Here is a 13,335-nt window from a genome sequence, read left to right on the forward strand (position 1 = left end):
CTATCAGAACAACCTGATATTGGCCAATTCGACCAAGGCGCAAATGCCCATAGGTCGAAGATATGCCAAGATTGAACAGATTACGCCCAAGCTATGTGAGGCTTCCATTCAGAGGATGGAAGGCTCCGTTAATACCGTTTGTTTACGATCATCCCATTAGTACGCAGCATGAACCGACGCCCTCCATGTCGGCAAATTCTAGGACATTACAGTGGGAATGACGATTCTTCCGGGACTCGATTCGAAAGCTATTCTCGATGCTCTTAGCCGCTCTCAGGCGATCATCGAATTTTCACCAGATGGCACGATCCTCAACGCGAACGAGAATTTCTGCAAGGCCCTGGGTTATTCGCTCGCTGATATCCGTGGCAAGCATCATCGGATCTTTTGCGATCCGGCCCATGCCAGTACACAAGCCTACCGCGACTTCTGGGTCAGGCTGAACCGCGGAGAATTCGATAGCGGCGAATACCGCCGCCTGCGCAAGGACGGGACTGAGATCTGGATCCAGGCCTCGTACAATCCTGTCTTCCGGGGTGGCAAGCTCCAGAAGATCGTCAAGTTCGCTTCCGACATCACGGCCGCCAAGCAAAAGTCTGCCGAGGATGCGGGTAAGCTTGAAGCGATCAGTCGCGTCCAGGCAGTCATCGAGTTCACGCCCGCCGGTCAGATCATTACGGCGAACGAGAACTTCCTGGCAACATTGGGCTACAAGCTCGTCGAAATCGTGGGCAAGCATCATTCGATGTTCTGCGAACCGGCCTATGCCCAAAGGGCGGAATACGCTGCATTCTGGAAGACACTGGCTGCCGGGCAGTTTGTCTCCGAGGAATTCAAGCGCATCGGCAAGGGCGGCCGGGAAGTCTGGATCCAGGCGTCCTACAACCCGATCTTCGACGCCTGCGGCAAGGTCGTCAAAGTCGTCAAGTACGCCACCGATATCACCGGCCGCGTGAAGGCCGTGGATGCGATTGCCGAAGGTCTCGGAGCCCTCTCGAACGGTGACCTGACATCTGCCATTGAGCAGCCCTTCATTCCCGCCTTTGATCGCTTGCGTCAGGACTTCAACAACGCGCTCGACCGGCTTCGCGCGGCGATGCAGGACGTCAACGGCAACACCGAAGGCATCGCATCCGGTTCGGAAGAAATCCGCAAATCCTGCGCCGATCTTGCCAGGCGGACAGAAACCCAGGCGACATCCGTGGAAGAGACGGCATCCGCCCTGCAACAGATCACGCGCACGGTCAGCGACAGCTCAAGGCGCGCGATGGAAGCTGGTCAGCTTGTCGCACGCACCAAGGAAGGAGCCGAGAAGTCGGGCGACGTGGTCCGCAGAGCCATCGGCGCCATGGACCAGATTGAAAACTCCTCCCGCGAGATCTCGAACATCATCGGCGTGATCGATGACATCGCCTTCCAGACCAACCTTCTGGCCCTCAATGCAGGCGTTGAGGCAGCCCGCGCGGGCGAAGCCGGCAAGGGCTTTGCCGTGGTGGCCCAGGAGGTTCGCGAACTGGCGCAACGGTCCGCCAAGGCTGCAAAGGAGATCAAGTCCCTGATCAACGCCTCGTCGGATCACGTCAGAAACGGTGTCGAACTGGTCGGCGAGACAGGACGTGCGCTCGAACAGATCGTCACCGAGGTGCAGGAGATCAACGGCAATGTCGCCGCCATCGCCGACTCGTCCCGCGAACAGGCGACAGCCCTCGCAGCCGTGGGCAAAGCGGTGAACGACATGGACCAGAACACGCAACAGAATGCGACCATGGTCGAACAGAGCACCGCTGCGAGCGATATCCTCGCACAACAGGCGTCTGCCCTGAGGAAACTCGTCGGACAGTTTAGAATTGAGCAACTAACTTCCCGTAAGCTTGGGTCCACACGTCAAGATGCAGCCCTCGCTGCAGTGCCGGGGCGGAAACTTGCGGCGAACGGTGCTCGCGCCTGAAAAGGCGCAATCCTCGCTCAGATATAAAGAAGGTTGGGAAGACTACTATGGCCACCATCAACTCCACCAGCTTCGGCGGCGATACTCTCGAGATCATTGCATTCCGTCTTCATGATCAGGAATTCTGCGTGAAGACCACGACGATCCGCGAAATCCGCGGCTGGGCGCCGTCCACCCCGATCCCGCATGCACCAGCCGACGTCATCGGCGTGATGAACCTGCGCGGCTCGGTCATTCCGATCATCGACCTCGCTTACAAGCTCGGCATGAAGAGCACGGTTGCCAACGAGCGTTCTGCGATCGTCGTGGCCGAAGTCCACAATATGGTTATCGGCATGCTGGTTGACCGCGTATCCGACATCCTGACCATCCCGTCGAGCCAGGTCCAGCCGGTTCCGGAAGTCTCCGCCTCCTTCGACAAGACCTTCTCTGAAGGCATCATCGCCAATGAGAACGGCATGATCTGCTTCCTGAACCTCGCCAAGATGTTCAAGGGCAGCGACCTGGAAGACCTGGCGGCCTGATAGCCGGCCATCTCTGGCAGAATTGAAAGGCAGTGGGTGACCCCCGCTGCCTTTTTGACGTGATGATGCTGAGATCAGACCGTTGATCGAAGGGCGGCTCTGGCCTACCAGAACATGGCAGCTCTGGAGGTCCGACATGCAACTTCTCCTCATTCACACCGGTGGCACGATCGGCATGGGCCCAACCGCCGATGGACTGGCGCCGGTCTCCGGTCTTCTGGAAGGCGCAGTCGCTGCACGTCTGACGGCAAGCGTCGACCTTCGTCGCCATGTGTTCAAACCCTTGCTGGACAGTGCCGATGTCGGGCCCGACCACTGGAATGAGATGCTGGATACGATCCGCGCCCATCCGGGCCTGCCGGTCATTGTCACCCACGGCACCGACACCATGGCCTTTACCGGGGCTGCCCTTTCGCAGGCGCTGGCTGGCGAAGGCCGGCGCGTGATCCTCTGTGGCTCGATGCTGCCGCTTGGCCAAGGAGGGGATGCCGAAGGCAATCTCGACCTCGCCATCGCAGCTGCCCGAGACAACACACCCGGTGTCTTGCTCGCCTTTGCCGGCAAGCTGATGCCGGCGGAAGGGCTGGTGAAGCATGACAGCCATCAGGCCGATGCATTCCGGGCACAGCCGCAAGACACGCCATCGCCTCCGGCACGGCGGCGCTTCGAAAGCCGCAGGCTTGCCATCCTCACCCTGTCGCCCGGCATTCCGGCCGGCATGGTGGACGCAGCCCTGTCAGCACTCGACGGGGCCGTGCTGCGGCTCTTCGGTTCGGGCACTGCGATGGCAGATCCTGAACTCTTGCGGGTCCTCGCCAAGGCCGTTTCGGCCGGTAAGCGGTTGCGCGGGGTCAGCCAATGCGAGGCCGGCGGCGTGAGCCCTGGCAGCTATGCCGCAGGCGCCGGTCTTTGGGCGACCGGTATCGACAATGGCGGCAAGGAAACTCCGGAAGCCGCTTTGATCCGGCTCTGGCTCAATTGAGGGCCTGACACGGGCTCGAGCGGGTGCGGGTGCGAGCAGTGCTCACCGTTCAGGAATACTGGGCTCCGATAGCGATTCTCCCGCGATCGCCCCATGACCACCGGGAGCCCCCACGGCCGCATCGCGACCCACACCGACTGCGCCGTCATCAGGTTCGCCGGGGCGCTTGATCTCGGTGGCTGAAGCCAGCACGAGAGGCAGGAAACCAACCGCGTCCTGATCAACCAGTTCAAAGAAGCGACGCCGCATGCGCGGCTCCCAGAATTTGTTGATATGCGTCGCCACGCCCGGCACACGCACCTCCTCCGGTTGGGACAGAAAGAAAGTCGCGATCTGGTTGGCCATCCGCACCAGTTTTTCATCGGTATGGCTAAGCGACATGAGCATTTCCTTCGGCGATGATACGGCCTGGCCGTGTAAAAATTTCGAAATCTTGGCCGCGGGCAATGCCGACAAGCGTCACACCCGTTTCTTCGGCCGTGCGGATGGCCAGTGCCGTTGGCGCGGAGATAGCGATCAGGACGGCACTGCCGGCAATAGCTGCCTTCTGGACCATCTCCACCGACAGACGGCTTGTGACGACGACGGCACCTTTCGACGGCTGCCAGCCACCGAGAAGAACAGCCCCTACCAGCTTGTCGAGCGCATTGTGCCGACCGACGTCCTCGCGCACCGCGACGATCCCCTGGCCTGGAATGTAAAAACCAGCACCATGCACTGCGCGGGTTTCACGGTTGAGGTGCTGCGCATCCGACAGCAGTGACACGGCTTCGGCAATCTGCGATGGACGTAGCTGGAACCCATCATCGTTAATCTTCGCCACCGGACGGACAGCCTGCTCTATCGATTCGATCCCGCAGAGACCGCAGCCAACAGGCCCCGCCATGCGTCGCCGGCGTGCGATGAGCGCATCAGCCCTCTGGTCGTGAAGGGTGACCTGCACATCAATACCGTCGCCGGCCGGCACGGCATCGACTGCGATCACCTCTGTCGCCGAGGTAATAATCCCCTCCGAAAGTGAGAAGCCAACGGCGAAATCCTCGAGATCAGCGGGTGTCCCCATCATCACCGCATGTGTCGAGCCGGAATAGGAGAAGGCAATCGGAACCTCCTCGGCAACGATCCGCTCACCCGACGACAGCATGGCGTGCCGGAACGCCATCTCCGGCACTCTGATCGCCGTAGGTCGGACACTGCCGGACACCTCGCGGTTACTCCGCCGCTTCGAGCTTGCCGGCAATGCGGCGGGAGCGACGGCTGAGATCGTCATACTCCTCTTGCCACTCGGTCGGCCCGTTCGACGGCGAAATCTGCACGGCCGTCACCTTGTATTCCGGGCAATTGGTCGCCCAGTCAGAGAAGTCCGTGGTGATGACATTCGCCTGCGTGCCGGGATGATGGAAGGTCGTATAGACCACGCCCGGGGCCACGCGATCGGTGATCAGCGCACGCAGCGTCGTATCGCCTGAGCGGCTGGCAAGCTTGACCCAATCGCCTTCCTTGACACCACGCTGTTCGGCATCGTGCGGATGGATCTCCAGCCGGTCTTCTTCGTGCCAGAGAACATTCTCCGTGCGGCGCGTCTGCGCACCGACATTATATTGAGAAAGGATGCGGCCGGTTGTCAGAAGCAGCGGGAAGCGGGGACCGGTTCGTTCATCGGTTGGCACATATTCGGTGCGGATGAACTTGCCCCGGCCACGCACGAAACCATCGACATGCATGATTGGCGAGCCGACCGGGAACTCTTCGTTGCAAGGCCACTGAACCGAGCCCATTTTTTCGAGATAGTCGTAGGAAACGCCGGCAAAGCTTGGCGTGGTTGCAGCGATCTCCGCCATGATCTGCGAGGGATGGGTATAGGCCCAGCCGAGACCCATGGCCTGGGCAAGCTTTTGCGTTACTTCCCAGTCGGCATAGCCATTCTTCGGCGTCATGACCTTGCGGACACGATTGATGCGGCGCTCGGCATTGGTGAAGGTGCCGTCCTTCTCAAGGAAAGTCGAGCCCGGCAGGAAAACATGGGCGTAGTTCGCCGTCTCATTGAGGAAGAGGTCGTGCACCACGACGCATTCCATCGCAGCGAGACCGGCAGACACGTGCTTGGTATCCGGATCGGACTGAAGGATGTCCTCACCCTGGATATAGATGCCCTTGAACGAGCCCTCGACGGCAGCGTCGAGCATGTTGGGAATGCGCAGGCCCGGCTCATTGTTGAGCGTGACGCCCCAGAGCTTTTCGAAGGTCTCGCGGGTCGCATCGTCGGAGACATGGCGATAACCCGGCAACTCATGCGGGAAGGAACCCATGTCGCAGGAACCCTGGACATTGTTCTGGCCACGCAGCGGGTTCACGCCGACGCCCGGACGACCGATATTGCCGGTCACCATGGCAAGGTTTGCGATCGCCATGACAGTGGTCGAGCCCTGGCTGTGCTCGGTGACACCCAGCCCGTAATAGATCGCGCCATTGCCACCGGTAGCGAAGAGACGGGCTGCACCGCGCAATTCATCAGCCGGAACGCCTGTATAGGCCTCGATCGCTTCCGGCGCGTGCTGCGGTTCGGCAACGAAGGCCGCCCAATCCTCGAATTCGGACCAGTCGCAGCGCTCGCGAATGAAGCGCTCGTCAAACAGGCCTTCCGTTACGATGACATGGGCAAGCGCCGTCATCACGGCGACATTGGTGCCGGGCTTCAGCGGCAGATGGAAGGCAGCTTCGATATGCGGGCTGCGCACGATATCGGTACGGCGCGGATCGATGACGATCAGCTTTGCACCCTTGCGCAGCCGCTTCTTCAGACGCGATCCAAAGACCGGATGGCCATCCGTCGGATTGGCACCGATCACCATCACCACGTCCGAATGTTCGACACTGTCGAAATCCTGTGTGCCAGCGGAGGTGCCGAAGGCCTGGCCGAGACCGTAACCGGTCGGCGAGTGGCAGACGCGGGCGCAGGTATCGACATTGTTGTTGCCGAAGCCGGCGCGGATCAGCTTCTGGACGAGATAGGTCTCTTCATTGGTGCAACGTGACGAGGTGATGCCGCCAATCGATTCCCGGCCATACTGATATTGAAGCCGCTTGAACTCGGAAGCCACATGGGCAAAGGCCTCCTCCCAGGTCACTTCCCGCCAGGGATCGGTGATCTTCTCGCGCACCATCGGGTTGAGAATACGGTCCTTATGGCTGGCATAGCCATAGGCGAAGCGGCCCTTGACGCAGGAATGACCACGATTGGCCTTGCCGTCCTTCCACGGCACCATGCGCACGAGCTCCTCGCCCCGCATTTCCGCCTTGAACGAGCATCCGACGCCGCAATAAGCGCAGGTGGTGACGGCCGAATGCTCCGGCTGGCCAACGGCGATGACAGACTTTTCCGTCAGCGTCGCTGTCGGGCAGGCCTGCACGCAGGCACCGCAGGACACGCATTCCGACGACATGAAGGCCTCATGTGCGCCGGGTGACACGCGGCTGTCAAAGCCACGGCCTTCGATGGTGAGCGCAAATGTGCCCTGCACCTCTTCGCAGGCGCGCACGCAGCGCGAACAGACGATGCATTTCGACGGATCATAGGTGAAATAGGGGTTGCTCTCGTCCTTCGGCATCCACTGGGCATTAATACCGCCATCCGTAGAGCGCGCCTTGACGTGGTTTTCGCCCTCATAGCCATAGCGCACATCGCGCAGACCGACAGCACCTGCCATATCCTGCAATTCGCAGTCGCCATTGGCCGCACAGGTCAGACAGTCGAGCGGGTGGTCGGAGATATAGAGCTCCATCACACCCTTTCGGATCGCCTTCAGGCGTTCCGTCTGGGTATGCACGACGATGCCGGGAGCGACCGGCGTGGTGCAGGAGGCGGGCGTGCCGTTGCGGCCCTCGACCTCGATCAGACAGAGACGGCAGGAACCGAAGGCATCGACCATGTCGGTCGCGCAGAGCTTCGGCACCTGAATGCCGGCCTCCATCGAGGCGCGCATGATTGACGTGCCCTCGGGCACGGTGATCTCGCGACCATCGATGGTCAATGTCACCATTTTATCGGAGCGCGAGGCGGGCGTGCCGTAGTCGATTTCAGGAACGAGGGGCATGGCGCTTACCTTTCCGCCGTCATCCTGGGACCTGTCCCGAGGATCTGCTGCGTCTGAATTTTGGGAGTCGGTTCAACCGGAAACCTTGCCCACGTGGGAAGCTCGGTAGATTCTCGGGACAAGCCCGAGGATGACGAAAGACAACCGTCAATCATTCAGCTGCCTCCCTGACCGGAACTGGCGTGAAATCTTCCGGAAAATGCGTCATCGCGCTCATGACCGGATACGGCGTAAAACCACCGAGCGCACAGAGCGAACCGAACTTCATCGTGTTGCAGAGATCTTCCAGCAGCACCTTGTTCTTCTCCGGCTCGATGCCTTGAGCGATCTTGTCGACCGTCTCCACACCACGGGTCGAGCCGATACGGCAAGGCGTGCACTTGCCACAGCTTTCGACCGCGCAGAACTCCATGGCGAAACGCGCCTGTTTCAGCATGTCGACGCTGTCGTCAAAGACCACCACACCGGCATGACCGATGAGACCACCGGCAGCGGTGAAGGCCTCGTAGTCGAAGATCGTGTCGAACAACGACGGCGGAAAATAGGCGCCGAGCGGCCCGCCGACCTGCACGGCCTTGACCGGGCGGCCTGAAATCGTTCCCCCGCCGATCTCATTGATCAGTTGGCCGAGCGGCAGACCAAAGGCCGTTTCGTACAATCCGCCGTGCCTGAGGTTACCGGCAAGCTGGATCGGGATCGTGCCATGCGAACGGCCAACGCCGAAATCGCGGTAGAATTGCGCGCCGCGATCCATGATCACGGGGATCGAGGCAAGCGACATGACGTTGTTGACCACCGTCGGCTTGCCGAACAGACCTTGCAAGGCCGGAAGCGGCGGCTTGGCGCGCACCACACCGCGCTTGCCTTCCAGGCTGTTCAGAAGCGAGGTTTCCTCGCCGCAGACATAGGCACCGGCGCCCATGCGCACTTCCATGTCGAAGGCATAAGCAGACCCCATCACCGACGAACCGAGGATGCCCTCGCGGCGGGCGATCTGGATCGCCTCTTCCATCATAGCAATCGCGTGCGGATATTCAGAGCGCGTATAGACATAGCCCTTGGTGGCGCCGGTCGCGATGCCGGCAATCGCCATGCCTTCGATCAGGACGAAGGGATCGCCTTCCATGATCATCCGGTCGGCAAAGGTGCCGCTGTCGCCCTCGTCGGCATTGCAGACGATGTATTTCTGGTCGGCGGACGCCTCCGCAACCGTCTTCCACTTGATGCCAGTCGGGAAGCCCGCACCGCCACGACCGCGCAAGCCACTGTCGGTGACCTGTTTGACGATCTCGACCGGTGCCATGGCGATGGCATTCGCGAGACCCTTCAGGCCCTGATAATGGCGGTAGTCATCGAGCGAGAGCGGATCGGTGACGCCACAGCGGGCGAAGGTAAGCCGCGTCTGTCCCTTGAGGAAGGGGATTTCCGCGGTAAGCCCATGACCGAGCGGATGCTCGCCGCCGGACAGGAAACCGGCATCGAAGAGCGAGGCGACATCTGACGGCCGGACCGGGCCATAAGCGATACGGCCATGCTCGGTGCGCACTTCGACCAGCACTTCCAGCCACAACATGCCGCGCGACCCGTTGCGTACGATCCGGACATCGAGATCGCGCGCGCTTGCCTCACGCGTGATGGCGGCGGCAACCTTGTCGGCACCGACAGCCAGCGCTGCAGCGTCTCGGGGAACGAAGATGGTGACGGTCATCGGCGCACCTCTGCAAGAATGTCAGCGAGCGCGTCTTCATCGAGCCGGGCGTGCACCTCGCCGTCGAGCATGGCGGCGGGTGCCTGCGCACAAAGGCCGAGGCAATAGACCGGCTCCAACGTCAAGGCCCCGTCTGGCGTTGTGCCGTGCCAGTCAACCCCGAGCAGGGCTTGGATCTTTGCTGCAAGAGGCTCGCCACCCATCGACTGGCAAGCCTCGGCCCGACAGAGTTTCAGGACATGGCGGCCCCCAGGCTTGTCACGGAAGTCGTGGTAGAAGGTAATGACCCCATGCACTTCCGCCCGTGACAGATTGAGCGCATCAGCGATCAGCTGTTTCGCCGGTTCTGGAATGAAGCCAAACTCGTGCTGAATCTGGTGAAGAATAGGCAACATGGGGCCTTCGAGCCCAAGACAGGCATCGATGATTGCAGAGAGACGCGTCGTTTCATCAGAAACGACCGCACGGATATCCATGAGCCAGTCCTCCCAAGCCGACACAGGGCAAGGCATCGCATCATCCGCATGACTTGCCGCTGTGGACCAGTATTGATCGTCCGCGGAAAGATCGCGCGGAATTGCCGTCAGCGCAGGATGGCCACTCCAAGCTCGTCAGGTCAATAGCGCGGTCTCGTGGGTCGATAGAAGATTTCTATCAAACGCATCGGCAGAGACCAGCATACGCGCTTCATGCAGCAAAGCAGAAACAAGCGGCGTATGCGGCTCACGATGGGTGGCAACAAGGCCGACGAGATGCGAGGCCTCCGGCTCGGCAATCGGGATCATGCGGATTTGCTCTGGAAAGCCAAAGGAATCCGCGACGTTACGAGGCATGATCGATGCCCATTTGCCCGTGCGGATATGCGAGAACAAGACGATCATCGAATTGGATTCGAGCGTCGGTGCCACTTCGACACCCGCTTCGGCCATGTGTTTGTTGATGATACGGCGATTTTGCATGTCGGCGGTCAATAGACAAAGCCGAAGGCTCGCAACCTCTAGCCATGTCACAGAGGCCCTGTCGGCCAGCGGCGTGCCCGCCGCCGTGATCAGGTGGTAACGCTCGGAATAGAGCGGCACCGTCGTCACGCGCCCAAGGGGTTCGTTGTCGAGGTAGGTGATGCCCGCGTCGATTTCGAGATTTTCAAGCTGGCTCAGGACCTGCAGCGATGTGCGCGAAACGACGGAGAATGTCACATTCGGGTGGCGCGTCTGGAAAGGTTCCGTAAGCTTGGGAACCATGGCAAGGGCGGTCGGGATCGCCGCAAGCCGGATATGGCCTGCAAGGCCCCGCCGTGCCGCCCGCATTTCCTCGCGCATTGTGCGCGTATCGCCGACGATGCGGCGCGCCCATTCGAGAACCCGCTGGCCTTCCGGTGTCAGCCCGACAAAACGTGACCCACGCACCACAAGGATCACACCGAGCTGCTCCTCGAGCTGGCGGAGCGCCGCCGACAAGGTCGGCTGTGTGATGCCGCACTCCTCGGCCGCCCGGCCAAAATGCTGCTGGCGCGCAAGCGCGATGAAGAACTCGAGTTTGTCGATCATGGCAGCATCTTCCGACCCCTCATGCGGCCCTTCACGCGGCCGACGGGGCCTGGCTCACGCCTTGGTCCCGCGACCGGTCGTATCCCGCTTTGCGGTCGGCTCGCAATACATCTTGTAGAGCACCGACAGCAGCTCGGCGAGTTGCGGGTCGACAATGCTGTAATAGATCTGCCGCCCGTCACGCCGGGCCTGAACGATCCGGTCCATCCTGAGCCGCGCGAGTTGCTGTGAAACCACGGCCTGTTGCATGCCGAGAAATTGCTCGATTTCTCCAACGGTCCGTTCGCCCTGGCAAAGCATGCAGAGCATGAGGAGGCGTGATTCATGCGACAACGCCTTCAGGAGCGCTGCCGCCTCCCGCGCCTTGACCAGCATGCCGTCCAACTGCTCGTCCGTGAGTTCTTCCGCGATCATGATCAAATGTCCGCTTTTCGGTTCGAACCGGCCGCTCGAGCGCGACGCTTAAAGGACAACGGCATCGGCCCGCTCCTTCAGGATGGAGGCGCTGCGGTTCAGTGCTGTGTATTCACTTTCATCGAGATCAGGAAACAGGTCGGCAGTCACACCCTCAGCACCGATCACCCGCGGGATGGATAAGGCAACCTCCTTAACCCCGGCCACTTCAGGCGTAACGATCGAGACCGAAAGTACATCACGCTCATCCCGCGCAATGGCCTTGATGATGCGGGCGAGGCCTGCGCCGATGCCATAATAGGTCGAACCCTTGCCGCGGATAATCTTGTAGGCCGCATTGCGCACGCCATCATCAATGTTGGCGCGAACATCATCTGTAAGAGGCGAACCAACCTGCGCGGCAAAGGAAGAAAGTGGAACGGAACCTGCGCGCGCGCTCGACCAGGCCAGGACCTCGCTGTCACCATGTTCGCCCAGCACATAGGCATGAACAGATTGCGGCGAGATACCGAGATGGCGACCGACAAGACTGCGGAACCGGGCCGTATCGAGAATGGTGCCGGACCCGATCACGCGATGCGGCGGCAGATTGGAGATGCGCACCGTGATCTGTGTCATCACGTCGACCGGATTTGATGCAATCAAGAGAATGGCATCAGGGGCAACCGGCAGGACCTGGCCAAGAACGGCGCGGAAGACGGCGGCATTGCGTTCAAGCAGGGCAAGCCGTGTCTCGCCGGGTTTCTGGCTGACACCCGCAGCAATGATGACAACCGAGCATCCGTCGAGATCCCGATAGCTCCCCGCATTGACAACGGTGGAGGACATGAAGGGCACCGCATGGGCGATATCTTCGGCCTGTGCGACGGCCAGTGCTTCGTTCTGATCAACGAACACGATCTCGCTCGCCAGTCCCATGAGGGCCAAAGCATAGCCGGCAGAACTTCCGACCATGCCGGCACCGACGATCCCGACCTTCATTCCTTCCCTCCTGCGTTGCAGCATCCAGCCCGCTTATGTAACCTCTGATGCATAAGGTTCAAAGCTTTTCCACCCTCGGTTCGGGAGCATTATTGGTGGAATTCCCGTGCGCCAGAGCCTGCTTTCTGCTTTGATGCGCCACCTTGATACCAGTCTTGCGAGGCTCAATGAGACGGCTACCGGCCCTATCCGCCATGAAAGTGTTTGAGGTCGTCGGCCAGACACGCAGCTTCACCAGAGCAGGAGAACTGCTGAACCTGACCCAGAGTGCCGTCAGCCGTCAGGTCCGCAATCTCGAGGACCAATTGGGCGAGCAGCTGGTCATTCGACGGCACCATCACCTGGAACTCACGCCGTCGGGCGCCGAATTGCTGGCCGCCCTGCAGCAAGCTTTCCATCAGGTCGAGCTTACGGTGCGCAATATCCGCGAAAAAAGCAACCTCCGGCGGCTGCGGATCAATGTTCCACCAACCTTTGCCAAACGGTGGCTTCTGCCAAGATTGGCGAGACTGCGCGCCTTTCTGCCCGATATTGACCTCAGCATCACCACGGAGCCAGAGGACAGGCTGGCCGAACGCGGCATGCTCGATTGCGCCATTCGCTTCGGTGACGGCGAATGGTCCGGTTTGCGCTCTGAGCGGCTATTCACCGAACATCACATCGCCGTTTGCGCCCCCGCCTTGCTAGAGGCCGTGCCGTCGGACACGCCCATCGACCTGTCCTGCTTCACCTTCCTGCATGTGCTGGCATCCGTCGACCAGCGCTACCTGACCTGGCATCGCTGGCTGGATGCCGCAGGCCTGGGCGAAACCGACACGGCCGGCGGGTTGGAGTTCGATCTCCTGGATCTCGTGATCGAGGCCGCCTGCAACGGACTGGGGCTCGCGGTGGCCGATCGCTTCATGGTGGCATCCCTGATGCACGAGGGAAAACTCGTTCAGGTGCTGGACGTCGAAGTCGAGGGCCACGAGTCCTACTGGCTGGTGACGCGCCCGGATGGTCCCGTCTCTGCCCATGTAAGCGCCTTGCGAACCTGGCTACACTCAGAGCTACACCCACAAGATCGTCTTCAGTCGCACGCCACGGCCTGAACCATTCCAATTTGGAATGCTGAACCCGACAATTACTCGCTTGCCA

General features: G+C 60.8%; 12 protein-coding genes. 4 read left to right on the forward strand and 8 right to left on the reverse strand.

The window, feature by feature from the left end:
- Nucleotides 1-217 precede the first annotated feature (217 nt).
- The 3 genes from IP76_RS08910 to IP76_RS08920 all read left to right on the forward strand — a co-directional run bounded on the left by IP76_RS08910 (nt 218) and on the right by IP76_RS08920 (nt 3,454).
- Entirely contained in the window at nt 218-1,948 is a 1,731-nt protein-coding gene (locus IP76_RS08910; RefSeq protein WP_054157863.1) for a PAS domain-containing methyl-accepting chemotaxis protein, read from the forward strand.
- A gap of 47 nt (nt 1,949-1,995) precedes the next feature.
- The gene (locus tag IP76_RS08915; protein ID WP_054157864.1) at nt 1,996-2,472 is read left to right on the forward strand and encodes a chemotaxis protein CheW; all 477 of its coding nucleotides are present in this window, start codon (nt 1,996-1,998) and stop codon (nt 2,470-2,472) included.
- A gap of 136 nt (nt 2,473-2,608) precedes the next feature.
- The gene (locus IP76_RS08920; protein ID WP_054157865.1) at nt 2,609-3,454 is read left to right on the forward strand and encodes an asparaginase domain-containing protein; all 846 of its coding nucleotides are present in this window, start codon (nt 2,609-2,611) and stop codon (nt 3,452-3,454) included.
- Between the two features lie 42 nt (nt 3,455-3,496).
- On the opposite strand, the gene IP76_RS08925 is transcribed toward IP76_RS08920, so the two are convergent.
- The 8 genes from IP76_RS08925 to IP76_RS08960 all read right to left on the reverse strand — a co-directional run bounded on the left by IP76_RS08925 (nt 3,497) and on the right by IP76_RS08960 (nt 12,198).
- Entirely contained in the window at nt 3,497-3,835 is a 339-nt protein-coding gene (locus tag IP76_RS08925; RefSeq protein ID WP_054157866.1) for a formate dehydrogenase subunit delta, read from the reverse strand.
- A complete protein-coding gene (gene fdhD / locus IP76_RS08930) occupies nt 3,825-4,616 on the reverse strand; it encodes a formate dehydrogenase accessory sulfurtransferase FdhD (RefSeq protein WP_054157867.1) in 792 nt (263 codons plus the stop codon). Before fdhD ends, IP76_RS08925 begins: the two co-directional genes overlap by 11 nt.
- Nucleotides 4,617-4,665: 49 nt before the next feature.
- Nucleotides 4,666-7,548: a formate dehydrogenase subunit alpha gene (gene fdhF, locus IP76_RS08935; protein ID WP_054157868.1), complete on the reverse strand. Its 2,883-nt coding sequence runs from the start codon at nt 7,546-7,548 to the stop codon at nt 4,666-4,668.
- Nucleotides 7,549-7,699: 151 nt separating this feature from the next.
- On the reverse strand, nt 7,700-9,256 hold the full coding sequence (locus IP76_RS08940; protein WP_054157869.1) for an NADH-quinone oxidoreductase subunit NuoF: 1,557 nt from the start codon (nt 9,254-9,256) through the stop codon (nt 7,700-7,702).
- Nucleotides 9,253-9,732: a formate dehydrogenase subunit gamma gene (locus IP76_RS08945; RefSeq protein WP_054157870.1), complete on the reverse strand. Its 480-nt coding sequence runs from the start codon at nt 9,730-9,732 to the stop codon at nt 9,253-9,255. Before IP76_RS08945 ends, IP76_RS08940 begins: the two co-directional genes overlap by 4 nt.
- Before the next feature lie 135 nt (nt 9,733-9,867).
- Nucleotides 9,868-10,803, reverse strand: coding sequence for a LysR family transcriptional regulator (locus IP76_RS08950; RefSeq protein ID WP_054157871.1), 936 nt, complete (start codon nt 10,801-10,803; stop codon nt 9,868-9,870).
- Between the two features lie 54 nt (nt 10,804-10,857).
- Nucleotides 10,858-11,217, reverse strand: coding sequence for a helix-turn-helix transcriptional regulator (locus tag IP76_RS08955; RefSeq protein ID WP_054158074.1), 360 nt, complete (start codon nt 11,215-11,217; stop codon nt 10,858-10,860).
- A 48-nt stretch (nt 11,218-11,265) separates the two neighbouring features.
- Nucleotides 11,266-12,198 carry an L-lactate dehydrogenase gene (locus tag IP76_RS08960; RefSeq protein WP_054157872.1) on the reverse strand — a complete coding sequence of 311 codons (933 nt, stop codon included), beginning with the start codon at nt 12,196-12,198 and terminating at the stop codon, nt 11,266-11,268.
- 167 nt (nt 12,199-12,365) lie between these two features.
- Here IP76_RS08960 and IP76_RS08965 point away from each other — a divergent pair, with 167 nt between their 5' ends.
- Entirely contained in the window at nt 12,366-13,289 is a 924-nt protein-coding gene (locus IP76_RS08965) for a LysR substrate-binding domain-containing protein (protein ID WP_054157873.1), read from the forward strand.
- Nucleotides 13,290-13,335 lie beyond the last annotated feature (46 nt).

The organism is Rhizobium sp. AAP43 (genome assembly GCF_001296045.1).
Classification (GTDB): domain Bacteria; phylum Pseudomonadota; class Alphaproteobacteria; order Rhizobiales; family Rhizobiaceae; genus Allorhizobium.